General features: G+C 51.7%; 23 protein-coding genes and 2 pseudogenes. 21 read left to right on the top strand and 4 right to left on the bottom strand.

The window, feature by feature from the left end; translation table 11 throughout:
- Positions 1-238: 238 nt before the first annotated feature.
- The 5 genes and pseudogenes from LU633_RS17635 (at position 239) to sixA (ending at position 2,675) form a co-directional block, all read left to right on the top strand.
- A complete protein-coding gene (locus LU633_RS17635; RefSeq protein WP_016190051.1) occupies positions 239-535 on the top strand; it encodes a YfcZ/YiiS family protein in 297 nt (98 codons plus the stop codon).
- A 173-nt stretch (positions 536-708) separates the two neighbouring features.
- Positions 709-1,318: pseudogene (locus tag LU633_RS17630) on the top strand (thiolase family protein); the annotation flags it as partial.
- A gap of 65 nt (positions 1,319-1,383) precedes the next feature.
- Entirely contained in the window at positions 1,384-1,566 is a 183-nt protein-coding gene (locus LU633_RS17625; RefSeq protein ID WP_040465306.1) for a 3-hydroxyacyl-CoA dehydrogenase family protein, read from the top strand.
- Between the two features lie 122 nt (positions 1,567-1,688).
- Complete coding sequence (locus tag LU633_RS17620; protein WP_152664183.1) at positions 1,689-2,024, top strand: hypothetical protein; 336 nt, start codon at positions 1,689-1,691, stop codon at positions 2,022-2,024.
- Positions 2,025-2,192: 168 nt separating this feature from the next.
- The gene (gene sixA, locus LU633_RS17615) at positions 2,193-2,675 is read left to right on the top strand and encodes a phosphohistidine phosphatase SixA (protein ID WP_016190047.1); all 483 of its coding nucleotides are present in this window, start codon (positions 2,193-2,195) and stop codon (positions 2,673-2,675) included.
- A 34-nt stretch (positions 2,676-2,709) separates the two neighbouring features.
- Here the strand turns inward: sixA and smrB are convergent, their stop codons facing one another.
- The gene (smrB, locus tag LU633_RS17610; RefSeq protein ID WP_016190046.1) at positions 2,710-3,261 is read right to left on the bottom strand and encodes an endonuclease SmrB; all 552 of its coding nucleotides are present in this window, start codon (positions 3,259-3,261) and stop codon (positions 2,710-2,712) included.
- 172 nt (positions 3,262-3,433) lie between these two features.
- On the opposite strand from smrB, the gene prmB reads away from it, so the two are divergent.
- From prmB to LU633_RS17580, 6 genes and pseudogenes are all read left to right on the top strand, one after another.
- Positions 3,434-4,366 (top strand): 50S ribosomal protein L3 N(5)-glutamine methyltransferase, encoded by a 933-nt coding sequence (gene prmB, locus LU633_RS17605; protein WP_016190045.1) that lies wholly within the window; start codon positions 3,434-3,436, stop codon positions 4,364-4,366.
- Positions 4,367-4,536: 170 nt separating this feature from the next.
- On the top strand, positions 4,537-5,622 hold the full coding sequence (gene aroC / locus LU633_RS17600) for a chorismate synthase (RefSeq protein WP_016190044.1): 1,086 nt from the start codon (positions 4,537-4,539) through the stop codon (positions 5,620-5,622).
- A 10-nt stretch (positions 5,623-5,632) separates the two neighbouring features.
- Positions 5,633-6,437 (top strand): annotated as a pseudogene (mepA, locus tag LU633_RS17595) (penicillin-insensitive murein endopeptidase).
- A gap of 31 nt (positions 6,438-6,468) precedes the next feature.
- Entirely contained in the window at positions 6,469-7,272 is an 804-nt protein-coding gene (locus LU633_RS17590; RefSeq protein ID WP_016190043.1) for a sulfite exporter TauE/SafE family protein, read from the top strand.
- A gap of 48 nt (positions 7,273-7,320) precedes the next feature.
- A complete protein-coding gene (locus LU633_RS17585; RefSeq protein WP_016190042.1) occupies positions 7,321-7,866 on the top strand; it encodes an elongation factor P hydroxylase in 546 nt (181 codons plus the stop codon).
- Positions 7,867-7,896: 30 nt separating this feature from the next.
- Complete coding sequence (locus LU633_RS17580) at positions 7,897-8,178, top strand: YfcL family protein (protein ID WP_016190041.1); 282 nt, start codon at positions 7,897-7,899, stop codon at positions 8,176-8,178.
- Between the two features lie 49 nt (positions 8,179-8,227).
- Here LU633_RS17580 and mnmC read toward each other — a convergent pair whose 3' ends face one another.
- Entirely contained in the window at positions 8,228-10,228 is a 2,001-nt protein-coding gene (gene mnmC, locus LU633_RS17575; protein ID WP_016190040.1) for a bifunctional tRNA (5-methylaminomethyl-2-thiouridine)(34)-methyltransferase MnmD/FAD-dependent 5-carboxymethylaminomethyl-2-thiouridine(34) oxidoreductase MnmC, read from the bottom strand.
- A 155-nt stretch (positions 10,229-10,383) separates the two neighbouring features.
- Between mnmC and fabB the strand changes: the two genes are divergently transcribed.
- The gene (gene fabB, locus LU633_RS17570) at positions 10,384-11,607 is read left to right on the top strand and encodes a beta-ketoacyl-ACP synthase I (RefSeq protein ID WP_016190039.1); all 1,224 of its coding nucleotides are present in this window, start codon (positions 10,384-10,386) and stop codon (positions 11,605-11,607) included.
- A gap of 541 nt (positions 11,608-12,148) precedes the next feature.
- On the opposite strand, the gene flk is transcribed toward fabB, so the two are convergent.
- Positions 12,149-13,183 (bottom strand): flagella biosynthesis regulator Flk, encoded by a 1,035-nt coding sequence (gene flk / locus LU633_RS17565; protein ID WP_016190038.1) that lies wholly within the window; start codon positions 13,181-13,183, stop codon positions 12,149-12,151.
- A 668-nt stretch (positions 13,184-13,851) separates the two neighbouring features.
- Between flk and LU633_RS17560 the strand changes: the two genes are divergently transcribed.
- The 4 genes from LU633_RS17560 (at position 13,852) to LU633_RS17545 (ending at position 17,588) form a co-directional block, all read left to right on the top strand.
- Positions 13,852-14,964: a DUF3410 domain-containing protein gene (locus LU633_RS17560; protein ID WP_152664273.1), complete on the top strand. Its 1,113-nt coding sequence runs from the start codon at positions 13,852-13,854 to the stop codon at positions 14,962-14,964.
- Between the two features lie 109 nt (positions 14,965-15,073).
- A complete protein-coding gene (locus LU633_RS17555; protein WP_016190036.1) occupies positions 15,074-16,084 on the top strand; it encodes an aspartate-semialdehyde dehydrogenase in 1,011 nt (336 codons plus the stop codon).
- The gene (truA, locus tag LU633_RS17550; protein ID WP_016190035.1) at positions 16,084-16,899 is read left to right on the top strand and encodes a tRNA pseudouridine(38-40) synthase TruA; all 816 of its coding nucleotides are present in this window, start codon (positions 16,084-16,086) and stop codon (positions 16,897-16,899) included. Before LU633_RS17555 ends, truA begins: the two co-directional genes overlap by 1 nt.
- Positions 16,900-16,928: 29 nt before the next feature.
- Complete coding sequence (locus tag LU633_RS17545) at positions 16,929-17,588, top strand: DedA family protein (RefSeq protein ID WP_016190034.1); 660 nt, start codon at positions 16,929-16,931, stop codon at positions 17,586-17,588.
- 284 nt (positions 17,589-17,872) lie between these two features.
- On the opposite strand, the gene LU633_RS17540 is transcribed toward LU633_RS17545, so the two are convergent.
- Positions 17,873-18,415, bottom strand: a complete 543-nt coding sequence (locus LU633_RS17540) for a chorismate mutase (protein WP_016190033.1) — start codon at positions 18,413-18,415, stop codon at positions 17,873-17,875.
- Between the two features lie 359 nt (positions 18,416-18,774).
- Between LU633_RS17540 and LU633_RS17535 the strand changes: the two genes are divergently transcribed.
- From LU633_RS17535 to cvpA, 5 genes are all read left to right on the top strand, one after another.
- Positions 18,775-20,199: a hypothetical protein gene (locus LU633_RS17535; protein ID WP_016190032.1), complete on the top strand. Its 1,425-nt coding sequence runs from the start codon at positions 18,775-18,777 to the stop codon at positions 20,197-20,199.
- 288 nt (positions 20,200-20,487) lie between these two features.
- Positions 20,488-21,402 carry an acetyl-CoA carboxylase, carboxyltransferase subunit beta gene (gene accD, locus LU633_RS17530; protein WP_016190031.1) on the top strand — a complete coding sequence of 305 codons (915 nt, stop codon included), beginning with the start codon at positions 20,488-20,490 and terminating at the stop codon, positions 21,400-21,402.
- Positions 21,403-21,466: 64 nt separating this feature from the next.
- Positions 21,467-22,729 carry a bifunctional tetrahydrofolate synthase/dihydrofolate synthase gene (folC, locus tag LU633_RS17525; RefSeq protein WP_016190030.1) on the top strand — a complete coding sequence of 421 codons (1,263 nt, stop codon included), beginning with the start codon at positions 21,467-21,469 and terminating at the stop codon, positions 22,727-22,729.
- Entirely contained in the window at positions 22,719-23,453 is a 735-nt protein-coding gene (dedD, locus tag LU633_RS17520) for a cell division protein DedD (RefSeq protein WP_016190029.1), read from the top strand. Before folC ends, dedD begins: the two co-directional genes overlap by 11 nt.
- Positions 23,454-23,890: 437 nt before the next feature.
- Positions 23,891-24,376 carry a colicin V production protein gene (gene cvpA, locus LU633_RS17515; protein WP_016190028.1) on the top strand — a complete coding sequence of 162 codons (486 nt, stop codon included), beginning with the start codon at positions 23,891-23,893 and terminating at the stop codon, positions 24,374-24,376.
- Positions 24,377-24,381: the final 5 nt, after the last annotated feature.

Below are 24,381 nucleotides of genomic sequence, written 5' to 3'. Positions count from 1 at the left end.
TATTGATTTATAAATATTTCAGAAATGATCCAAGAAAAGCGTTAATCATAACAAAAAATAACAATGTTCTGCGGTTGTTTGCGTCAGAGATGTTTCAGATCAATTTTTACTGTGATATTCGTCACTTAACGTCATGAGCCGAATCCGTCAGCGGACAAATTAAACGCAGCTGAGTAAACTGTGGGCATTCTGCTAATGCAAAGCCAGTGTGCAAACACCGTCTAACCGGAGACCTTATATGACTGATGCGATAAAAAAATGCAGTGCTAATGAAACGGCAACCTGCTGCTGTGTCGATGTTGGCACCATTATTGACAACACAGGCTGTACAGCCATCTGGCGTCAGCTTTTCACCAGTCGTCAGCAGGCAGAGCAGACGCTGGCGGAACTGACTGAAAAAGCACGCTGTGTGGAATCGGAGCCTTGTAAAATCAATGCCAGTCTGACGGAGTTGCCGCAAGGCGTTCAGCTTGACGCACATTTTACTTTCAGCTGTCAGGCTGAAACCATGATTTTTCAGCTTGGTCTGCGATAACGTCCTCTTCTGAAGGGTTGGCGGACGAGCCAGCCCGCTTGCTTTTCGCTAAAATGTGTTCATTCTCCTGTTTTCAGCATCTCCCTTGTGCAAAATGTAAGAACCTGATTAACAATAAACAGGTCAGACCTCTTCAGGCCAAACGGCCCGTTGCGATTCTAAAGGGGAAAAGCATGTCTGAAACGTTATCGTTGCTGACCCGAAAGGGTGATCGTATCGTCATCACGCATGGTTTGCATACGCCGTTTGCCTGTCAGGCGATGGTGCTGCACGGCATTTCTGTGCTGGAATTAGGGCGGATGATCATTAGCGAGCTACTGGCGCGTGGCGAGATCCTCCAGAGGCGATAGAGATGCTGGTGTTTGGGCAGTAACACAAATGCCAGAAGCCCCCAATATTGCGCGTGAAATAGTGCTGAGTAGCGGTCTGCATGTTGCAACGGATGCCTACAGCGTCACTTGTGCTACCAGCTTTCAGACGGTGGCGAATATCGCTGAAAGCCTGCTGGCTGGCACCATCTGTGCGGGAATAGCGGGCAGAGCGGAATCGTCATCTGTTCTGCCTGTTGGGATGAGTAAAAAACTTGCCCGCATTTTGGTTGAGCTTAGTAAAGCACGAACATGGCAGTAGAAACGGTTTAATCAGCTGCGTCCACGCGATTTGTTGCCTGTTCCCCCTGCGGTTGCAGAATACTCCACCGGCCTGCGTATGGGGGACACTGCAGAACAAATGGCAAAAACATACGGTATCACCCGCGAGCAGCAGGACGCACTGGCGAAGAAACAGGGAAAGATGCCGATAGTGGTGGCGGATAAAGCAGGTACGTTAATCGTATTCTGGCACCTGACATGAAGGAAGCAATGCATTGCCTCCCTGACGGTGAGCCTGTTGGTGCCATTGACCTGGCCCTGGTTGATTTCGGCTTTCCGGTTGGGCTAATCCAGCTACTGTACGAGGTGGGTATTGATGTGGCAACGCATATTATGCCGCTACTGGCCAGGGCGATCACTTCAGTGCTCCGCAGGAATTGAGTGCGCTACTCAACGATGATCGTAAAGGGAAGAAAAACAGCCGGGGGTTCTAACTGTATAACGCTAACAAACCTGGACGGAAAAAAACGTCATATCGCAGCATTTATACGCTGCTTAAGATCGTGCCAACGTCTCATCTCAGCAGCGATAACATTGCCCGGCGCTGTGTGATGATGAACGAAGTGGTCAGGGCGCTGGATGATCGAGTGATAGGTTCTGCGCGTGAGGGCGGTATAGGGGCGATATATGGTATCGACTTCCCTCCTTTTCTTGGGGGACCCTTTTGTTATATGGAGCGGCTGGGTATTCTCCATGTGGTTAATACTCTGGAGCATCTGATGCAGTCTGAAGGCGAGCGGTTTACACTTTGTCCGCGTCTCTGCCAGATGGCAGGTGCACAGGAAATTTTTTATTCAGCACGTTTGCAAGGTGAGAATGAACACAATTCAGCAGGTTAGAATTTCTTCTGTTGCAGTATGGGACGAGAGTATTCTGGAATGCGGTTAATTAGTAAACAAGCGGTTGACTTAACTTCCGGCATTAAGGTACAACACAGCGTTTATTCCCTGAATGAAGAGTCGGAAAGCGGTTTTTCCGGCGTTTTTGTCTAACAAAAGCGGTGCATTATGCAAGTTTTCATTATGCGTCACGGCGATGCGGCTCTGGATGCTGCCAGTGACTCGGTAAGACCTCTGACCCATTGTGGCTGTGATGAATCACGGCAAATGGCAAGCTGGCTCAACGGCCAGGTAATTGATATTGAACGGGTGCTGGTCAGCCCTTATCTGCGCGCAGAACAAACCCTCACAACCGTGCGAGAGTCGCTGACACTGCCTGAAGGACAGGATGTTTTGCCGGAATTGACGCCGGGTGGCGACCCCGAGATGGTCGCTGGCTATCTGCAGATGCTGGCAAAGGAAGGGGTAAAATCCGTGCTGGTCATTTCTCATCTGCCGCTGGTGGGATACCTGGTCTCGGCGCTCTGCCCGCAGGAAGCTCCACCCATGTTCGCCACCTCGGCGATTGCCTGTATTGAATACGATATTGACAGTGCCTGCGGCAAGCTTGAATGGCAGGTCAGCCCGTCGAAGCTGGCAAAAGCTATCTGATCGCGCGGTGGGCCAGTCACATCGGCCCACCCCGTCAGGGAAGTTCAGGCGGTTGCCACTCTTCCACCTCAATGAGTACCAAAAGTGCCGCATCCCCACCAAACAGTTTTGTTGCCTGATGAAACGCCATCACCATTGGATGCTGGGCCAGCCAAAGCGGCGTTTGTTGCTTTAACACATGTTTTCCGTGGCCGTGCATCACACTGGCACAAAGAATGTGCTCGCGGCGGCAGGCCGCAATCAGCGCGCCCAGTTCATCTTTAGCCTGCCTCTGGGTTAAACCATGCAGGTCCAGAAATATTTCCGGCGTGTAATCGCCGCGACGCAGCTTCTTCAGTTCATAGTGCCTGACGTCCCTGCGGACATAGCGCACCGGGCCTTCTTCCGCCAGCAACGGCTGAAATTCATCCGAAAAATAATGGCTGGCGTCCGCTTGTTCAGACAGCAGGCGTTTCTGCGGCACCCGCGATATTTTTTTACGGACAGGTTTATGAACAATTTTATCCTGTGACAGTTTGCGTGTACCTGCCATTAATCCGCGAAACAGCGCCTCATCTCCGGCACTGAGAGACTGCTTTTTATTCATTGATTCTCCCAAGACACAAACAGTGCCTGGATTTTTAACGACTGAGCACAGTCTACCCCGACTTTTCCGGGCTGATAAACAAAAGTGCGCTTTTTCACACTGCTGCGCTGAATTATCCGTGGCTTCATGGCAAACTAGTTGCCAGGATTAAATCTGGCCTGTGGAGGGCACTTTGGACAAAATATTCGTTGACGAGGCAGTCAGTGAACTGCATACCATCCAGGACATGTTGCGCTGGTCAGTCAGTCGTTTTGCTGCGGCCGAACTCTGGTATGGACATGGCACCGATAACCCCTGGGACGAAGCTGTTCAACTGGTCTTGCCCACACTCTATTTGCCTCTCGATATTCCTGAAGATATGCGTAACGCACGCCTGACGTCTAGTGAGCGTCACCGCATTGTTGAGCGAGTCATCCGCCGTATCAATGAACGTATACCGGTCGCCTATCTGACCAACAAAGCCTGGTTCTGTGGCCATGAATTCTACGTCGACGAGCGCGTGCTGGTGCCTCGTTCACCCATCGGCGAATTAATCAACGAGCGCTTTACCGCCATTTTGCCGCAGGAGCCAACGCATATTCTTGATATGTGTACGGGCAGCGGCTGCATTGCCATTGCCTGTGCTTATGCGTTTCCGCAGGCGGAGGTGGATGCGATAGATATCTCGCCGGGAGCGCTGGCGGTGACTGAACAGAATATTGAGCAGCACGGCATGGAACATCATGTCACGCCGATTCGTAGCGATCTGTTCCGCGAGCTGCCAAAAACGCCTTATGACCTGATTGTGACCAATCCGCCTTACGTCGACGAAGACGATATGAGCGATCTGCCGGGTGAATACCGCCATGAGCCTGAGCTGGGCCTCGCGGCAGGAAGCGATGGACTCAAGCTGGTACGGCGAATTATTGCCTGTGCCCCGGATTATCTCAGTGAGCAGGGCGTGCTGATTTGTGAGGTTGGCAACAGCATGGTGCATATGGTTGAGCAGTACCCGGACGTGTCATTCACATGGCTGGAGTTCAGCAACGGCGGGGACGGCGTATTTATGCTGACCCGCGAGCAAATTGTTGCGGCACAGCACCATTTCAGTATGTTTAAAGATTAACCAACGCAGGCATTGCCGGGCAGTTTCGACGCTATCCCGAAAAAACAGCAAGGTTGGCGCTGCCAGTGAAGGTGCCGGGAGCTAACGCTCTCCTTCTGGTATCTCAGTCACCGGCTAATGTGTCAGTGCAGGGCAAGATAAACGGCCCTTTAAAGAATAAAGGAGTAAAAATGGCGGGTAATACTATCGGTCAGATCTTCCGTGTCACTACCTTTGGTGAATCCCACGGGCTGGCGCTTGGCTGCATTATTGACGGTGTTCCGCCGGGCATGCCGTTGATGGAAGCCGATTTGCAACACAATCTGGACCGTCGTCGTCCGGGAACCTCACGTTACACCACCCAGCGCCGTGAACCCGACAGCGTGAAAATTCTGTCTGGTGTTTTTGAAGGCGTAACTACGGGGGCCAGCATTGGCTTGTTAATTGAAAACACCGATCAGCGCTCACAGGATTATGGTGAAATCAAAGACCTGTTCCGTCCCGGTCACGCAGACTACACCTACGAGCAGAAGTATGGTGTGCGCGACTACCGTGGCGGTGGACGTTCCTCCGCCAGGGAAACCGCGATGCGCGTGGCTGCCGGTGCTGTGGCAAAAAAATATCTGGCGATGAAGCACGGCGTCCGGGTGCGTGGTTACCTGGCGCAAATGGGCGATGTTGTCTGTGAACTGAAGGACTGGGATCAGGTCGAAAAAAATCCGTTCTTTTGCCCGGACCCGGATAAAATTCCGGCACTGGATGAACTGATGCGCGGGTTGAAAAAAGAAGGCGATTCTATCGGCGCAAAAGTGTCCGTGATGGCGGAGAATGTGCCGGTGGGCTTGGGTGAACCGGTTTTTGACCGCCTGGACGCCGATTTAGCCCATGCGCTGATGAGCATCAATGCGGTGAAAGGTGTTGAAATGGGTGACGGTTTTGCCGTTGTTGCCCAGCGTGGCAGTGAGCACCGTGATGAAATCCGTGCTGACGGTTTTCAAAGCAATCATGCTGGCGGCATTTTAGGCGGCATCAGCACCGGACAAACGATTCTGGCGACCATTGCGATGAAACCTACCTCCAGTATCACCGTGCCGGGTAAGACGATTAAGCGCGATGGTTCTGAAGTCGAGATAATCACGAAAGGTCGTCACGATCCCTGCGTGGGTATCCGTGCGGTGCCGATCGCAGAAGCGATGATGGCGATTGTGCTGATGGATCATCTATTGCGGCAGCGCGCTCAGAACGCCGATGTTAAAACGGAGATCCCTCGTTGGTAAGCTTACCCTGATGAAAAAGACGCGACTTGCGCTTTGTGCGCTGATAATAAGTGCAGGCGCTCTTGCCGCCACGCCCTTGCAGTCGATTCGCCAGCCGATAGAGGGACGCCCTCAGGCTATAGGGTCTTTTGCCAATGGCTGTATTATTGGTGCGCAACCTTTGCCGTCAGACGCGCCCTGTTGCCAGATTATGCGCCAGGATCAGCGACGGTTTTATGGTCATCCTGAGCTGATACTGTTTATTCAGCGCCTCAGCCGCCTGGCATATAACCAGCATCTGGGAGAGGTGTTGGTGGGTGATATGGCTATGGCGGCCGGGGGAGGCTTCAGCAGCGGTCATGTCAGCCACCAGTCGCGGTTTGATGTCGATATCTGGCTGCAATTGCTTGAAACGTGCTGGACGGTCAACCATGCTGCTTAACCCACGGTCTTTAGATCTGGTCAGCGCGGACGGTAAAAGTGTGGTTGTTCGGCACTGGCAGCCGGGGATTGCCAGCCTGATCAAACTGGCAGCAGAAGACGATAATGTCACGCGTATCTTTGTTAACCCGGCGATTAAAAAGCAGCCCTGCGCCGATGTCGGTGCTGATCTTGACTGGCTACGAAAGGTGCGTCCCTGGTTCGCACATCGGGCGCATATGCATGTTCGTTTTCGTTGTCCTGCTGACAGCCCTGAATGTCAGGATCAGCCTGTGCCGCCGCCGAGTGATGGCTGTGGGACCGAATTGCAAAGCTGGTTTTCGCCAGCGAAACCGGGTGATGGTGAGGCAGTAAAACGTCAGCCGCCACCTTTACCGCCACCCTGTCAGGCATGACTCGATAAGCATTTGTTTTAGGAAGGTAATAATGGCGTGGTTTGCTGTCAGCCCTGCTGTGGCTGGCCTGTTGTTTTTTGTGGCGGTATTTGCCGCATTTATTGATTCGATTGCCGGCGGCGGTGGGCTGCTGACCGTGCCTGCATTGCTGTCGGCGGGATTATCGCCTGCGCAGGCGCTGGCAACCAATAAGCTGCAGTCAGTGGGGGGTTCTTTTTCTGCCAGCCTGTATTTTGTCCGGCGCAAAGCGGTGAATCTTCGCGAGCAGCGTCTTAATATCCTGCTGGCGTTTGTAGGATCGGTCACCGGGGCCATGCTGATTCAGCATATTCAGCCGGGCCTACTGCGACAGGTACTGCCGTTGCTGATCATCAGCATTGGCCTGTATTTTTTGCTGATGCCAAAAGTGGGTGAGGAAGACCGACATCACCGTCTTCACGGTCTGCCTTTTGCTCTGGTCGCCGGAGGTTGCGTCGGGTTTTACGATGGTTTCTTTGGGCCGGGTGCCGGCTCGTTTTATGCGCTGGCTTTCGTCACGCTCTGCGGCTATAACCTCGCAAAATCTACCGCCCATGCAAAGGTGCTTAACTTCAGCTCTAATTTGGGCGGTCTGCTGTTCTTTATGTTTGGCGGCAAAGTGGTATGGGGCATCGGCTTGATTATGCTGATTGGTGCCATGTGCGGTGCCCGCCTTGGCGCACGTATGGTGCTGAGTCGGGGACAGACACTAATCCGTCCTGTGGTGGTGACGGTCTCTGTTGTGATGAGTGCAAAGCTGCTGTACGACAGCTATGGTGCAGCGATGCTGGCTTCGTACCACCACTTTTTTGGTTAAAACCGCGTGCACCATGGATTTGGTGCCAAATCAGAGTGATTAACAACCATGCGTTCGGCACACCATTTTCAGCAGTTGATTGATATCTTTGAGCGCTGTTTTTTTGACGATTTTCAGACGCGCCTCATAAAAGGCGATGACGAGCCAATTTATCTTCCTGCAGATGAGCAGGTGAAATTCCACCGCGTGGTATTTGCCCATGGCTACTATGCCAGCGCCATGCATGAAATATCTCACTGGTGTATTGCCGGTGCGGAGCGACGTAAGTGGGTTGATTTTGGTTACTGGTATTGCCCTGATGGGCGTGATGCGATGACGCAGAAACAGTTTGAGGCCGTGGAGGTTAAACCCCAGGCGTTGGAATGGATGTTTTGTGTTGCTGCGGGGTTTCCCTTCAACGTGAGTTGTGACAATCTCAGCGGGGACTGTGAACCAGATCGCATAGCATTCCAGCGTAGCGTTCACGCACGGGTGATGCTGCTATTGGAAAACGGCCTGGCTGAACGGCCAGCGCGCTTTATTACTGAACTGGGCCACTATTATTCAACTCCCCCGCTGAGTGCAGCACAGTTTCCGTGGCCGGAAGACCTGTGAACCCGGAAAAATGATCGGAAAAGGATGAATATGATTGACGAATTCGAAGCACGTATCCTGACTCTGATCGACGATATGGTGGAAAGCGCCAGTGATGATGAACTGTTTGCCAGTGGCTATTTGCGTGGTCACCTGACCCTTGCGGTAGCGGAGATAGAGCAGGCGGGCCAGCACACGCCTGAAGCATTACAGATTCAGGTGCAAAACAGCCTGCAAAACGCCATCCAGGCCAGCGAGTTGTCACCCCGGGATCAGGCGCTGGTAATCGGCATGTGGGATAATCTTTTTCTTCAGGCCAGTCAGCCAGTGTGACTTAACGCTGGCGGGGTTGAACCGCCAGCTTGCCCTCTTTTTAGTCGGTTTATTTTACCGCTTTGCCTTTCAATAATTTTCTTACCCAGTAGCGATTTGTATGCAGGGCAGCCAGAGTATGGCTGTCCAGCGGGACAGGTTCACCACTGAGTTGTGCAGCCAGTACCTCTGCTGCCAGCGGTGCGCTGCACAAGCCTCTGGAACCCAACGCCCCTAATACGAACAGCCCCGGATGCACCGGTGCCGGACTGGCATGGTCTTTTTTTTCCGCAAGTGTGGCGTACTGTTCCAGCGTCTGCTGGTAGTCGGGCAGGGGCCCCACCATCGGAAGGTGGTCACGGGTGGCACAGCGCACAGCGCAGCGTGCGTTACCTTCACTGATATCCACTGCTTTAGTCCATTCTGCTTCTGGCAGGCAGCGTATTAATCGCTCGCGGTTCTCCTGCTGGTCCTCCTCACGGTAGCGGGGCGCACTTTCGCCACGATGGTAGCTGGCACCAATACAGTGATGTTGGTTAGTCGGGCTGACCGGTGTCAGGTAGCCATCATAACAGAGCACCTGCCTGAGTTTTCCCAGTTCGGGAGTTGTTGGAACATGGCTGACCTGTCCGCTAACAGCATATACAGGCAGTTTTTCACTTTGTGAAAATGAAGTCAGCGCATGACCGGTTGCCAGTACCACATTTTGGTGTGACCGCTGTGGGTGAGTGGAAAAATGCAGTATCCAGTCTTTATCGCTCTGTGTCAGGTGTGTCAGATGGTGCCGCCAGTTAAGCTGTAACCCCTGCAGCGCGGCCAGTTGATGCAGTGCCTGAGTAAGCTGGCCGGGAGAGAGCCAGCCACCATCAGGATAGGTTATGCCATCACATCCGGTTGCCACCCCGCTGAGGGCGTCAACTTGTGCTTTACTGATGCCACAAGCCAACTGTTCAGGCAGCCTCATGCTGATCATTTTGGCAATTTTGTCACGGCTTTTCTCATCCCAGCCAAGCTGTGTGACGCCGCACCAGTGATGATCGAAGCACACATGCAGCCGGTCATACATGCGGCGGGCAAAGGTGAATGCGCTGGGAAAAAAGCAGGCAAGCGCCGGATCGTGAGGATTAAGCAACGGGTACAGTGCGCCTTGACGATTGCCCGATGCCCCTTCAGCAGCGGCGTCATCGGCACAGTAAAGCGTCACTTTTTTGCCGCGCCGCAGCAGAGCAAGCGCCAGCAGTACGCCGGAAATTCCTCCGCCGATAACGGCAAAGTCGTTTCCTGAAGCGGCAGGGCGGGCATACCACGGTGCCGCGGGCTGTGTGCAAGCAGCCCTGGGCAGTACGCCGCAAAGCATTTCCCGTTTAATGCCAAAGCCTTTACGTTTTATCATCGTAAATCCGGCATCTTGCAGGCCACGACGGACGAAGCCTGCAGAGGTAAAGGTGGACAGTGTACCGTCTTTACGGGATAACGTTGCCATGCACTGGAACAGTGCTGGCGTCCACATATCCGGATTTTTAGCGGGTGAAAATCCGTCGAGAAACCACGCATCAGTTTGTTGGTGCAGGCTGTCATCAAACTGATGTATCAGTTGATTAATATCGCCAAACCACAGATCGAGCGTCACCCGGCCGCTATCCAGCAGCACTCGCTGACAGCCGGGCAGCGCCACTGGCCACTGTTCACGCAGTGCCGCCGAGAACGGGGCCAGCTCAGGCCAGCTGGCATGGGCGCTGGCGAGGTCGCTGACCGTTAACGGATATTTCTCACAGCTGATGAAGTGCAAACGTTGTAACCTGGCGGCCGGATTTGCCTGGCGAAATTGCGCAAAGGCCTGCCAGAGTGCCAGAAAGTTCAGCCCGGTACCGAACCCGGTTTCAGCCACGATAAACAGGTCGCGTGGATGTTGCACAAACCGCTCGGGTAAGCCGTTGCCTGCGATAAAGACGTAACGACTCTCCTCCAGCCCGTTATTGTTAGAAAAATAGACGTCGTCAAAGGTTCGGGATACAGGTGTACCCTGTTCATTCCAGAACAGTCTGGCGTGTTCAATCGGCGAATTTTCCACAAAAGATGCTCATTTATCAGGCGGTGTCGCGATTGTAACGATGCGCTGATGACTGCGCAAATTTACAAACTAACCGCTGATCGGACTTGTTCGGCTTACAACTGTAAGCTAAAGTACCTGTCGAATCCAAACGTAAGTGGTAAATGAGGTATTGAATGAAACGAGCAGTGATTACTGGTCTGGGGATCGTTTCCAGCATTGGTAATAACCAGCAGGAAGTTCTCGCATCTCTGCGCGAAGGACGTTCCGGCATTACCTTCTCTCAGGAGCTGAAAGATTCCGGCATGCGTAGTCACGTCTGGGGGAACGTCAAGCTGTCTAAAGACGATATCGCCAGCCTCATTGACCGCAAAGTGTTGCGCTTTATGAGTGATGCCTCGGCCTATGCCTATATTTCAATGCTGGAGGCTGTAAAAGACTCTGGTCTTACCGTTGAGCAGTATCAAAATAATCCTCGAGTTGGCCTGCTTGCTGGTTCCGGCGGCGGCTCGCCTTTTTATCAGGTAGCCAGCGTGGATGGTATGCGGGCAAAAGGCTTGCGCGGAGTCGGCCCTTATATGGTCACCAAAGCCATGGCCTCCGGCGTTTCAGCCTGCCTTGCCACCCCGTTTAAAATTCACGGTGTGAACTACTCAATCAGTTCGGCCTGTGCGACCTCCGCCCACTGTATCGGTAATGCGGTAGAGCAAATCCAGTTAGGCAAGCAGGATATCGTTTTTGCTGGCGGCGGCGAGGAGCTGTGCTGGGAAATGTCCTGTGAATTTGACGCGATGGGTGCACTTTCAACCAAATATAACGAGACGCCGGAAAAAGCGTCTCGTACCTACGATGCCAGCCGTGACGGTTTTGTTATCGCTGGCGGTGGTGGCATGGTGGTGGTCGAGGAACTGGAGCACGCACTGGCGCGCGGTGCACACATCTATGCTGAGGTGGTTGGTTATGGCGCAACCTCGGATGGCGCGGATATGGTGGCCCCATCCGGCGAAGGAGCTATCCGCTGTATGCGCATGGCGATGCAGGATGTTGATACTCCCGTTGACTACCTCAACACGCATGGCACCTCAACGCCGATTGGCGATGTGAAAGAGCTGGGTGCTATTCGTGAAGTATTTGGTGATGCTGCTCCCGCGATGTCAGCAACCAAATCTATGACCGGTCACTCGCTGGGCGCGGTCGGCGTACAGGAAGCAATCTATTCATTGCTGATGTTAGAGCATGGCTTCATTGCTCCAAGTATTAATATTGACCAGCTTGATCCGGCGGCCGAAGGGCTGAATATTGTTACACAGCCTGTTAACAAGCCGCTGAAAACCGTTATGTCCAACAGCTTCGGCTTTGGCGGCACCAACGCAACTCTGGTGATGCGTAAGCTGAACTGATTTTCTCCGGGGCGCTGCTGTGCCCCTCTTTTTTCCACCTTTTTTTCTGCGATTTTCCAGCTTTCCTGCGCCGTATCACACATTGCTTCACCGTCATGCTCCGCTGATGTCACCGTTCGGTTTCTGAAAAACGGATCGCTATTATCAGTGCTGTGGAAAAGACAGTGCTGCGTGCCTGATACGTCTTCCTTTTGTTTCCTGGTAAAAATGAGACAGACCACATCGTCTGATAATTAAGGACACCCAGCGAGCGGTATTGGGAAAGGCACATGGCAAAAACCAGGGTGACAGGCAAGATGAGACATATCCTCAGCCGACGCAGCAACGACAACCTGTCCTGAGACCCACGCTCGGAGATCTGGTGGTGATGTTTACCAGAAACGTAGGCTATTAACGCCCGCTTTTGAATATCCGACAACGCAGACCACGCCAGCGGGCGTTGATAACTGCAGGTGAGAAGCTGAAATTAAGCAGGGGCGGGCGGGGTTCATTTCACGCTCACCCTGCGCACCCTGGCGTCAATGTACTGTCCGGGCAGGCTTCAGAGAAAAAACCACATCAGAAAAACCAGCAGCACTGCGGCAAAGACGGTGACTGCTGGACGATAGAACAGCGGTTGCAGGTTCGGAGGAACCCAGGTCCAAAGCGGTGAAACAATTGGCTGCGGATCCATTTCGCTTGCGCTTACTGGCTGCTCGTGTAATCGCTCGGCTCGCCGGGCAAAAAACAGGTTAATCAAATCCTGTGCCTGGGCGGGAGTAAGTGCCGCCTGGGGAGGCAGCTGGAAACGTTGCTGACTGGCGTCTTCCAGCATTTTTTGTTCCGCATGATCGGGGGGCACTTTCAGGGCAGAAAGCAGGTGCGAGAGCGTGGGCGCACTATGCTGGTTCAGCATTTGACTGGCCTGAAGATACTGGGTCAGCAGGGGGAAAACCCGCGAAGGAATGGGATCGCCACTGTGCAGGTTGACCATTTTCAATACCGCCGCCCACAGTTTCACCGGGTGCTCGCCAGTGGCAGCAGCCAGCTTTGCCATCTGTTGATTCAGCGTATGATATTCGGCAGGCAGCAGAGTGCGATCGGTTATATGATTCTGCTGTGGTTGAGGGATCGTCATCTGGCTATTTTGCAACATAGTCAGTACCTGGCGCAGCTGGTCCGGGGTCAGCGTACTGAGCACGGTATGACCAAACTGCTGGCGAATAAAATCACTGACGGCCTGGCGATTATTACCCTGTGGTAGCAGGTCGGTTAACTGTTGAAAGAGCTGGCGGGTTGCGTGTGTGGTTTGCACCTGCGCCAGCCGTTCGGTAAGAAACTGCTCGGCTACGGAAAAATGACGCGAAAGCAGACCTGCATCATTCTTCACCCCCACTTCGTGATGCACACCAGCCCACAGTTCCGCGGCTTTTAGCGAACTGAGCGACACAATCTTAATGATCAACTTCTCCAGCGTGGTGCGCTGGGCAGGTGATAGCGGTTGATCTCCGGGGCCGGATGACAGCGTCGCCGGTCTGACATCGACCGTTGTACGAACGCCGGTAATCGGCGCACCGGGGCCACTAAGCGGTTGCATGGCAAAATCCTTAACTGATCGATCAACATCCGGGGCGCGCCGGAACAGGGTGAAACAGCATGATAACAATCCCGCTTGGGGATAGGTAGAGATCGCAGCCAGATGTGGGGAAATATTTTACGGGGCAACCTGCTGGAATTCTGAAACCTCAAGCTGTTCGACGTTCGTTGATTGCACGATTTGGCGCTATTGCAGGTCAGCGTCCGGGCGTGCCATGTCGGGAACAGGCCGGGAGCTTTTTCACTGCCTTAAACAACACGCCCTATCCTGTTGATATTATTGCTGGGGCTGCTGTTTTCTGAAACCGACTGCAAGGGGTTTTGCTCCGTACTTAACATGCCATTTATTAATAAGCACCCCTGGCAGGCACATTTACTGCCTTGCAGAGTGGAATCTGACACGGTAGTGAAATGGCCTGAATATTTCTATCTGATCTGACGCTCCCGATAGTCGATGCGGGGCAGCGTCCCGGGTCTAGCACCCGCCTCTTTGACGATTACGCCTGAAACAGGAACGTATGCTTTTACTCTGCCGGGATGTGATAAATTTATTGCAATTTTTTTTAAAGGCTTTCTTGCTATTACGTTCAGATATGCAGCAGCGATACCCACAGGAGGTTAACCGTGCCAGAAACGAAGAAAGAGCTCAAAATCCTCGTTGATGAAAATATGCCCTATGCCCATGAACTGTTCAGCCGTACGGGGACGGTTGTTGCCGTACCGGGACGCCCCATACCGCAGCACGAGTTGAATGATGCTGACGGGCTGATGGTGCGATCGGTCACGCCGGTCAATGCAGAGCTATTAAAGGGTAAGTCGGTCAGGTTTGTGGGGTCCGCAACCGCCGGGACCGATCATATTGATGAAAGCTGGCTGAGGGAGCAGGATATCGCCTTCTCGGCTGCGCCGGGCTGTAATGCCATCGCCGTAGTGGAATATGTCTTCTCGGCGCTATTGATGCTGGCCGAACGGGACAGTTTCCAGCTTAAGGACCGCACCGTTGGCATTATCGGTGTCGGGAATGTTGGCAGTCGTTTGCAGGCACGGCTTGAGGCGTTGGGGGTGCGCACGTTGTTATGCGATCCTCCCCGCGCTGATCGTGGTGAGGAAGGCGATTTCTTGCCGCTTGCCACGCTGGTTAGCCAGGCTGATATTCTCACTTTCCACACGCCATTATTCAGGTACGGAAATTATCAGACACTGCATCTGGTAGACGACGCGCTGCTGCGTGCGCTTAAACCCGGAACCATTCTGATTAACGCCTGCCGCGGTTCGGTGGTGGATAATGTCGCTTTGCTGAGGGTCCTCCAGGAGCGCCACGACCTGAGCGTGGTGCTGGATGTGTGGGAGCCGGAACCAGAAATCTCTCTTCCACTGCTGGAAAAAGCGGATATCGCCACTGCACACATTGCGGGCTACACGCTGGAAGGCAAAGCTCGCGGAACCACCCAGGTTTTTGAAGCCTGGAGCGCATTTTTAGGTCAGTCCCAGCAGATAGCACTGGATACGCTCCTGCCCGTACCAGAATTTCGTCGCGTATCGTTGCATGGTGAGCTTGATCAACCCGCGCTAAAAAGACTGGTTCATCTGGTGTATGATGTGCGTCGCGATGATGCGCTGTTGCGGAAGGTCGCCGCGCATAAAGGGGAGTTTGATCGACTGCGTAAAAATTATCAGGAACGTCGGGAATGGTCTTCGCTTGAGGTGATGTGCGACTCGCGTGAGGCTACCACTTTATTGTCAAAACTGGGCTTTAATGCTGTTTTCCTGACGTCATCCTGAAAGCGCGGATGCTTCCTAAGGTTGCCATAAGGTGTTGTGAATAATCTTATTTCCTGGGCGGTGCTGTCACCGCCTTATGTTTTTGTGCCAATGTCTGGAGTAAACCAACATGTCTGACGGCTGGAATATTGCGCTATTGGGCGCGACAGGCGCAGTAGGGGGAGCGTTACTGGAGCTACTGGCAGAACGCCAGTTCCCGGTTGGTGAGTTGTATTTGCTGGCCAGTGAATGTAGCGTCGGTGAAAACTTTCGCTTTGAAGGTCGAACGTTGTCGGTCACGGCTGCCAGTCAATTTGACTGGTCTCAGGTGCAGCTGGCGTTTTTTGTCGCTGGGCGTGACGCGTCGGCGTGCTACGCAGAAGATGCGGCGAACGCCGGTTGTCTGGTGATTGACACCAGCGATTGCTTTGCACTGGAGCCGGATGTGCCGCTGGTGATACCGGAGGTGAATTCGCAGGTGCTGGCGGACTACCGTAACCGCAATATCATCAGCGTTGCAGATAGCCTGACCAGCCAGCTACTTTGCGCAATCAAGCCGCTGGTGGATCGGGCTGGAGTGGGGCGTTTGCAGGTAACTAACCTGATTGCTGCGTCCTCCCACGGAAAAGCCGCTGTCGATTCGCTGGCAGGCGAGAGCGCTCGTTTATTAAATGGCCTGCCTGCAGAGGATAATTTTTTTGGTCGGCAGCTGGCTTTCAATATGCTGCCGTTACTGGCTGATGCTGAGGGCAGCGTGCTGCACGAGCGCCGTCTGGTCGATCAGGTACGTAAAGTCATGCAGGATGAGGGGCTGCCGATCACGGTGAGTACCGTTCAGGCACCGGTTTTCTATGGCAATGCGCAGATTGTGCATCTCGATAATCTTCGCCCGTTATCGGCTGAAGAAGCGCGTGAGGTACTGATGCAGGCCGAAGATATTGTGCTGTCTGAGGAGGATGATTACCCCACTCAGGTAGGAGATGCCTCCGGCAACGTACACCTTAGCATTGGCTGCCTGCGCAATGACTATGGCGTGCCGGAAATGCTGCAATTCTGGTCGGTAGCGGATAACGTCTGTTATGGCGGCGCACTCATGGCAGTCAAAACCGCGGAAAAACTGGTGCAGGAGTTCTTCTGGTGATGTCAGATCTCGCCCCAGCGCCGTCGGTATTCAGGCTGGCGTTGGGCATCGAATATGACGGTGCCCGTTATTATGGCTGGCAGCGTCAGCAGGAAGTTCGGAGCGTACAGGAAAAGCTTGAAAAAGCGCTTTCCAGCGTCGCCGCGCATCCCGTCACCGTTTTCTGTGCGGGGCGAACAGACGCTGGCGTGCATGGTACCGGTCAGGTTGTCCATTTTGATACCACCGTGTTGCGTAAGGATACAGCCTGGACATTGGGGGTGAATGCCAACCTGCCGGATGATATTGCGGTTCGCTGGGTTAAAGCGGTACCGGACGATTTCCACGCCCGTTTTAGTGCTACGGCTCGGCGCTACCGTTATGTTATTTACAACCAACGTTTACGACCAGCGATCCTGCATGGTGGCGTGACGCATTTTTATCATCCTCTGGATGTGCAGAAAATGCAGCGGGCAGGACAGGCGTTGCTGGGTGAAAATGATTTCACCTCGTTTCGTGCCGTGCAGTGCCAGTCGCGTACGCCCTGGCGCAATGTGATGCACCTGAATGTCAGTCGACACGGCGTATGGGTGGTAGTGGATATCAAAGCCAATGCGTTTGTTCACCATATGGTTCGCAATATTGTTGGCAGTCTGATGGAAATAGGCTGTGGAAATCAGCAGGAAAGCTGGATGGCAGAATTGCTGGCGGCAAAAGACCGCACGCTGGCTGCTGCAACCGCCAGAGCTGAAGGGCTTTATCTGGTGGCGGTTGATTACCCTGAATGTTTCGATTTACCACGTCCGCCAATGGGGCCATTGTTCCTTGCGGATTAAATCTGACCTGGAGTATCAAGGAAACACCTATGGAACTGATTCACACCGTTATTGATTTTATTCTGCACATTGATGTCCATTTGCAAGCGATGGTTGCGCAGTACGGCGTCTGGATTTATGCCATATTGTTCCTGATTCTGTTTTGTGAAACGGGGTTAATTGTCACGCCGTTTTTACCGGGTGACTCGCTGCTGTTTGTTGCCGGAGCGCTGGCGGCAATTCCTGACAGTGCCCTTAACGTGTATTTGATGGCGGGGTTACTGTGCGTGGCGGCCATTGCGGGTGATACGGTGAACTACACAATTGGTCGGCTGTTCGGTGACAAACTGTTCAGCAACCCGAATTCAAAAATTTTCCGCCGGAGCTATCTGGATAAAACGCACCAGTTCTATGAGCGTCACGGTGGCAAAACCATCATTCTCTCGCGCTTTGTTCCGATTGTCCGCACTTTTGCCCCTTTCGTTGCGGGAATGGGCAATATGTCCTATCGGCATTTTGCGTTTTATAACGTTACTGGTGGACTGCTGTGGGTTCTGCTGTTCTCCTACGCTGGCTATTTCTTCGGTAACCTGCCTGCGGTGCAACAAAATATTCATTATCTGATCGTGGGGATCATCCTGGTTTCCATTCTGCCCGGAATAGTGGAAATTGTGCGTCATCGCCTTGCGGGAAAAAAACAAAAATCATAACGGCCGTTTTTTTATTCTGGTGCCAGAGCGTATGCTCTGGCACTGGCCAGCTAGCCACCAGTCATATTCCACGATGGTTTGGCGTTCCTACTTTCAACCAATATAACAGGGCCTTATAAGGTCCTGTGCCAGTGAGAAACGCGTTCAGACCAATAAAACTTAAGGTCAGTTGCAAAATTCAGTATCGGCAAAAGGCCCGGCGTAGCCGCGAGTGGGAAAGCCCGACGGTGGTGTTTTCAGTTCTTTTATCGGTCAGAGTGTGGTGATGCCACTGACAAGATAATTTACTGTTTAAGCGTAATTTTTTGCAGGGAATGCCACAGCTGTTTTTTATCCGCAGGTGCTAAGTTTTTCTGGGCAATAGCCTGCATAAAGGCCTGCTTGTCCGTGAAGTTGACACCGTGTTTAAGGTTTGCGCTAATATCCGCTAGTATCTCGCTGTTCAGCGCGCTAATTTTAACTCTCACCTGATCAAGCGGAGCAGGTTGCCAGCCACTTTCCCTTTGTGATAGCCAGTCAGCCCGATAGCGATATTGAATGGCTTTAGCCGCGTCCATTTGCGCATGAATAAATGGTTTTACGGATTCACCATCCAGTCCCGACTTCTCAGCAATGGCCACTGAGTCAGACAACACCTTGTCTTCCTGGGTTAAATCTTCCACAGGCAGATGATTTTTTGCCTTGTAACCAGCGACGTCTTTCATATAAGAGAGACGCTGATTAATTAACTGGGCTACGCTATCTTTTACCGCAGGTAAAGCCATCGCGCTGGTAGACATCACTATTCCCCCTAATAGCAGCGAACTCATCATCATCTTACTTTTCATTTTTTCATTTGCCTTAATTTATGTTTCCATGGAAGATCAGTGGATAATATTCATGAATTTTGCCTTTAAATAGCGCGGCAGTTAGGCATATTACATCTGTTGCGATAAATCTGCACCTGATGCCTTAACATTTTTTTTCATTGAACGCAAATATCAGTTAATTCTTATCGCCAGATAAGTTAAGCCGACCTTGCCCGGCAGACGTTTCGAACCGACGTTGTGTCAGAACTGCCCTGAAACGGAAGACTTCAAAGCAGTCGCTAAAGAAATGTCAGCTGAGAAAAAGCGTTTTTTGAAAGTAAAGATGCCAGCTTATGGGTTTACTGTAAGCTTTACAGGAAAAATAAGGTGGAAAAATTATGTCTGTTATAAATGGAAAAAGTGCTGCCATATTTCCAAATACGGAAATCATCAGCGGTTCAATCACAAGGCCAAATTGGGAGGAGGGTAAAAAATTTTCTTCCAGACTGTTGTCATGTTTGCGGATGGTGAGCAATACATTTCTAAAATTAATTCCTTGCGTCAGGTGCCAGGGAAGCCATGAAGTTCAGAAAAGTCAGTGGGTTCGGGAAAGTCAGTTAGAAACAAGCCATAATAAGAAAGCAGAGTTAATCAATCTTTACAAAAATTTTATTTTAATCAAAATTAAGGATAATGATGTAAACGGTATTTTTCGGGTGTCACCTCATCCCGGAAAAATCAAAGAATTAGAAAGTGATAAGTTAAATCCAGAAGAAACACAATCATTTTTACAAAGTGATAAGGGCGGGGCCATCGTTGCTGCTTATATGTTATTAAAAGAGCTAAAAAGAATTAACGGTAATCTTGATATGAAAGCCACTGCAGAAGTGTTAAATTCAGGTGGTAATTTGCACGATATAATAGTTAAAGTATGGAAGACAGAAAGCAAATCCGAAAATAAATGCGGGAAGGATGAGTTTCAGTTAATCCTGACTGCGCTATCTGAAATATATGTTGCCCTCAGAGAGACACCACGTGAAGAAGCGCCCCCTTATGCGCTTGCTATGGCCGTTGCACCAAATCTGTTCCCTCCCAGGTTTTCATCTGAGCCAGGGAATGCAGTGGTTTCAGGGGAACAATTTAAAACAATCATGGATGAGGGAATTGCAATCACTGAGCGAATGATGGCTCAATCAAAAAATAATGGCAGCGTAAAAAAAACAGTTCAACACGAGGAAAATAAAAAAAGTGAACCGACGAGCACTTTCTTGGATAAGTTCAAAACTGTTGCAATTAACAAAAATGACTTATTTGATACATCGAAAGATCAGGGGGTAAAGTTCAGTCATGAAAATAAGGAGAGCACAGCGCAGCCAGACTCTGCTCCTTCTTTCAGAGAAATAAGGCCCAATAAAAGCCAGCTTTACGCAATAGTAGCAGGAGGTGTAAATAAAGAAAAATTATCAATGCCAGGCGGCTATATTGAAAGTCTTGTTTTCTGTATGTTGCAGCATTTTAACAAGGCTAATGGTGATAATACAGGTGTTAGTAAAAAAGATTTTGATTATTATCTCAATCGGGTACAAGGAAACAAATCGAGGGGTAATGGATTTGTATACGCCACCGAGAGTATTGGTATGTCCCTAACCGAGCTGTTAAATAATAAATTATTGGAGAACAATAAAAGTCAGATGCGAGTCATAGTTAACAGGCATATTCCCGCTCCTCTAAGTCATATTAAACACCAGGAAAAGTTTGGTCCAAACGATGGCACAGAAGTGCATATATATCAGAATGGCAATGAATTTATCGCCGGTGATTAAGCTCAGAAGAGAATGAAACGCAATAATATCACCACCGCATCAGGCGAGTTAGCAGTCTGTCACTTTAAAAGGGAGAGTCGCTTCAAAGCGATAGCAACTTGAAACTGAACGGTTAATGTTTGATTCCTCTGATACGCTTTTGTCACAGAATCGTTTGAACTCGCCTCTGGAAGCTTGATGAATGAGTAGCGCGATGTAGTGATTTGTGGTGTAATAATGCCTGTTTTTCAGACGATAATATGTGTTAAGCATATGATTTAGCACAATAAACAACAGAACAGGTCATCAATGAGCTGGATTGAACGAATTCTTAACAAGAGCACCATCTCCCCCTCACGTAAAGCCAGCATTCCGGAAGGTGTCTGGACCAAATGCGACAGTTGCGGACAGGTGCTCTACCGTGCCGAACTGGAACGCAATCTTGAGGTCTGTCCAAAATGCGATCATCACATGCGTATGCATGGCCGTCAGCGCCTGCATAGTCTGCTGGATGAAGGCTCGCTTGTTGAACTGGGCAGTGAGCTGGAACCCAAGGATTTGCTCAAATTCCGTGACTCCAAGAAATACAAAGATCGCCTTGCCAGTGCGCAAAAAGAGACTGATGAGAAAGACGCGCTCATTGTGATGAAAGGCACCCTCTGTGATATGCCCGTGGTGGCTGCTGCGTTTGAATTCTCTTTTATGGGCGGTTCAATGGGTTCTGTAGTGGGGGCGCGGTTTGTTCGTGCTGTTGAGCAGGCGCTGGAAGATAACTGTCCGATGATTTGTTTTTCTGCTTCTGGCGGTGCGCGCATGCAGGAAGCGCTGATGTCGCTGATGCAGATGGCAAAAACCAGCGCCGCGTTGGCAAAAATGCAGGCGCGTGGCCTGCCTTATATCTCTGTGCTGACCGACCCTACCATGGGCGGTGTTTCGGCCAGTTTTGCCATGCTCGGCGACCTGAATATTGCAGAACCCAAGGCATTAATCGGCTTTGCTGGCCCGCGTGTTATTGAGCAGACGGTACGTGAGAAATTGCCACCGGGCTTCCAGCGGAGTGAATTTCTGATTGAAAAAGGTGCCATTGATATGATTGTGCGCCGTCCTGTGATGCGGTTAAAACTGGCAGGGGTATTGTCCCGGATGATGAATCTGCCAGAGCCACAGGAGGAAATTCTGTTCCCGGTGGCTACGCAAGAAACGCAGCAGAGTCATGAAGCCTGAGTGATAATCGAAAGGAGCCGACGGCTCCTTTCTCCCATGAACCGCAACCTTGTGGACGGGAAAAATGGACACCATTCCTCAAGCTACGTCATCTTTGGTCACGTGGCTTCATTATCTTGAGAATCTGCATGGGCAATCCGTTGATCCTGGCCTGGAGCGTATTGCTCAGGTGGCACAACAACTTGATCTGCTGACGCCTGCCCCCTTTATATTCACCGTGGCCGGAACCAACGGTAAAGGCACGTCCTGCCGCATGCTGGAAACGCTGCTTCTGGCGGCGGGCTATCGGGTGGGCGTATACAGCTCCCCGCATTTACTGCGCTACACCGAGCGTGTTCGGGTACAGGGTGCTGAACTGGCAGAGTCCGATCACACGGCGTCCTTTGCGCGAATTGAAGCGGGACGTGGCAATATCTCTTTGACCTATTTTGAATACAGCACGCTGTCAGCTCTCGCCTTGTTTAAACAGTTGGCGCTGGACGTGGTGATCCTTGAAGTGGGGCTGGGAGGCCGGCTGGATGCGACGAATATCGTCAATGCTGATATTGCAGTGATTACCAGTATTGCCCTGGACCATACCGATTATCTTGGCCCGGATCGCGAAAGCATAGGGCGTGAAAAAGCAGGCATATTTCGCAGTGGTAAACCTGCTGTGGTGGGTGAACCGGATATGCCCCTTTCAATCGCAGAGGTTGCGAAATCGGTCGGGGCCACGCTGCTCAGAGAAGGTCAGGCATGGTCTTATACCGTCGGTGAAAATGACTGGTGTTTTCATGACGACAGGGGCGATCTTGCAGGGCTGCCCCTGCCGCAAATCCCATTGCCCAACGCGGCAACCGTGCTGGCAGCGCTGCGTGCCTCTTCTTTGGATATCGACCCGGCCATCATCCGTCACTGGCTGGATAAGGTTGTGGTGACGGGACGTTTTCAAACGATCTCTGACTCACCCCGCATCATCCTCGATGTGGCGCACAATCCTCATGCCGCCGCTTGGCTTGCCGGGCAATTAGGCAGGCTGGCGAAGAACGGTAGCGTTCACGCCGTGGTTGGTATGCTACATGATAAAGATATTCCCGGAACCCTGGCCTGTCTGAAGCCACAGATTGATCGTTGGTACTGCGCCCCGCTGGACGGGCCACGCGGAGCCCGTGCGGATGAGCTGATGGCGCACTTGACCGATGCCGATGCTTTTTCCTGTGTGGCTGATGCGTTCGCGCACGCACGCAGGCAGGCCTTAGCTCAGGATATTGTGCTGGTGTGTGGTTCATTTCATACCGTAGGGCAGGTGATGGAAATGCTGGAAATGGAGAAGGGCAGTGGCAAGTAAATTTCAGAACCGACTAGTCGGCACTGTGGTCATCGTGGCACTGAGCGTGATCGTTCTGCCAGGTTTGCTTGACGGTAAGAAAAAACACTATAAAGAGGAGTTTGCGGCGATTCCTCTGGTACCAAAGCCCGGCGATCAACAGGAAACTGAAGCGCTGCCACCCGTCACGCAGGCTCTGCCTGTGCACCCACCCGAGGGTGCGGGCACCGTGGTGGAAGGGCGTAACAGCGGTAATACTTCTCAGGCGGAAAGCGGTTCAACGGTGCCGCAGTCGGCAAGCCAGCCCACGTTGGTTACGCCACCTGTGCCACAGGCCGTACAGCAGAAACCGGTCGAGAGAGCAAAATCGGTGGAAAAAAATCGACAGCCAGATACGGCGAAGGTCGCGCCTAAACTGGTTGAAAAACCCAAAATGCAGCCGAAAGTTGAACCCGATGTTCCGCAGGCCACTGAAGCCCCTGTGGATGAGCGTTCACCAGCCGGTCAGGCTTATGTTGTTCAGCTTGGGGCACTTAAAAATGCCGGTAAAGTGAATGAGATTGTTGCCAAACTGCGGTTGTCGGGTTACCGCGCGTTTACCGTGCCTTCCACGCCGGTTCAGGGAGAGATCACCCGTATTTATGTCGGGCCGGATGCCTCCGAAGCGAAGATGCAGGCTTCGGTAGCGAAATTGAAAGAACTTTCGGAACTTGAGGGCAAGGTAAAAGTCTACAGTCCACGCTGATTTTGCTGGGTAAAGGCTATTACTGTAATAGTCTTTACCTTAGAGTCTGTCCCATTAGGCTATTTTACTTGCCATTTTGAACCTGGGCAGTGCCCGGAATCCTCACGTACTTTGTGTACGCTCCGGTTCCTCCGTGCTGTCCGTGTTCAAACTGTCAGCGACAATAACGCCTGATGGAACAGGATCTTAGCTGTGTGCTTCCGTCAGGGTCAGCACACGCTGACAGCAAGTTGGCCGCAATCGGTTATCCGATGTAAATCAGTCAATTGCCAACAGGCCACTGACAAGGCACTTTCAGGTAACTGTCTGGCATTTTTGCTGGTATTTTTAACGCGCTGTTTTAGTTATTTTGGTAAAGGAAAACCCTGCACAAACGTTTTCTTTTTCTGTTAGAATTCGCCCCGAACTGGATGCGGACACTGTCTCTGGAAGAGTTCATGATCTGGATAGATTACGTCATTATTGTAGTTATTGGTTTTTCGGCTCTGGTCAGCCTGATTCGTGGGTTTGTCCGGGAAGCATTATCCCTTGTTACTTGGGGTTGCGCATTTTTTGTTGCCAGTCATTACTACTCTTTCCTTGCCGTCTGGTTCACGGGTTTCCAGGATGAACTGGTTCGAAATGGCATTGCCATTGCGGTGTTATTTATCGCCACGCTCATCGTGGGTGCCATTGTTAACTTTGTTCTTGGCTCACTGGTTGAAAAAACCGGCCTGTCGGGAACCGACAGAGTGCTTGGTGTCTGTTTTGGCGCATTGCGTGGCGTGCTGATTGTTTCCGCCATCCTGTTTTTTCTGGATACCTTTACTGGCTTTTCCAAAAGCCCTGACTGGCAGCAATCCCAGTTGGTTCCCCAGTTCAGTTATATCATCAGATGGTTTTTCGACTATCTGAAGAGTACGTCAAGTTTTTTGCCCCGGTAATGGCG

The sequence above is a fragment of the Erwinia tracheiphila genome (assembly GCF_021365465.1).
In the GTDB taxonomy this organism is placed as follows: Bacteria; Pseudomonadota; Gammaproteobacteria; order Enterobacterales; family Enterobacteriaceae; genus Erwinia; species Erwinia tracheiphila.
The sequence above is the reverse complement of the archived record's forward strand: the minus strand, read 5'-3'. Positions and strand labels throughout refer to the sequence as shown.

Bases quoted from the DNA above. Each gene is read 5' to 3' on its own strand.
- LU633_RS17635 (WP_016190051.1), top strand. From the start codon at position 239: ATGACTGATGCGATAAAAAAATGCAGTGCTAATGAAACGGCAACCTGC.
- LU633_RS17625 (WP_040465306.1), top strand. From the start codon at position 1,384: ATGAAGGAAGCAATGCATTGCCTCCCTGACGGTGAGCCTGTTGGTGCC.
- sixA (WP_016190047.1), top strand. From the start codon at position 2,193: ATGCAAGTTTTCATTATGCGTCACGGCGATGCGGCTCTGGATGCTGCC.
- smrB (WP_016190046.1), bottom strand. From the start codon at position 3,261: ATGAATAAAAAGCAGTCTCTCAGTGCCGGAGATGAGGCGCTGTTTCGC.
- aroC (WP_016190044.1), top strand. From the start codon at position 4,537: ATGGCGGGTAATACTATCGGTCAGATCTTCCGTGTCACTACCTTTGGT.
- LU633_RS17590 (WP_016190043.1), top strand. From the start codon at position 6,469: ATGGCGTGGTTTGCTGTCAGCCCTGCTGTGGCTGGCCTGTTGTTTTTT.
- LU633_RS17585 (WP_016190042.1), top strand. From the start codon at position 7,321: ATGCGTTCGGCACACCATTTTCAGCAGTTGATTGATATCTTTGAGCGC.
- LU633_RS17580 (WP_016190041.1), top strand. From the start codon at position 7,897: ATGATTGACGAATTCGAAGCACGTATCCTGACTCTGATCGACGATATG.
- fabB (WP_016190039.1), top strand. From the start codon at position 10,384: ATGAAACGAGCAGTGATTACTGGTCTGGGGATCGTTTCCAGCATTGGT.
- flk (WP_016190038.1), bottom strand. From the start codon at position 13,183: ATGCAACCGCTTAGTGGCCCCGGTGCGCCGATTACCGGCGTTCGTACA.
- LU633_RS17560 (WP_152664273.1), top strand. From the start codon at position 13,852: ATGCCCTATGCCCATGAACTGTTCAGCCGTACGGGGACGGTTGTTGCC.
- LU633_RS17555 (WP_016190036.1), top strand. From the start codon at position 15,074: ATGTCTGACGGCTGGAATATTGCGCTATTGGGCGCGACAGGCGCAGTA.
- truA (WP_016190035.1), top strand. From the start codon at position 16,084: ATGTCAGATCTCGCCCCAGCGCCGTCGGTATTCAGGCTGGCGTTGGGC.
- LU633_RS17545 (WP_016190034.1), top strand. From the start codon at position 16,929: ATGGAACTGATTCACACCGTTATTGATTTTATTCTGCACATTGATGTC.
- LU633_RS17540 (WP_016190033.1), bottom strand. From the start codon at position 18,415: ATGAAAAGTAAGATGATGATGAGTTCGCTGCTATTAGGGGGAATAGTG.
- LU633_RS17535 (WP_016190032.1), top strand. From the start codon at position 18,775: ATGTCTGTTATAAATGGAAAAAGTGCTGCCATATTTCCAAATACGGAA.
- accD (WP_016190031.1), top strand. From the start codon at position 20,488: ATGAGCTGGATTGAACGAATTCTTAACAAGAGCACCATCTCCCCCTCA.
- folC (WP_016190030.1), top strand. From the start codon at position 21,467: ATGGACACCATTCCTCAAGCTACGTCATCTTTGGTCACGTGGCTTCAT.
- cvpA (WP_016190028.1), top strand. From the start codon at position 23,891: ATGATCTGGATAGATTACGTCATTATTGTAGTTATTGGTTTTTCGGCT.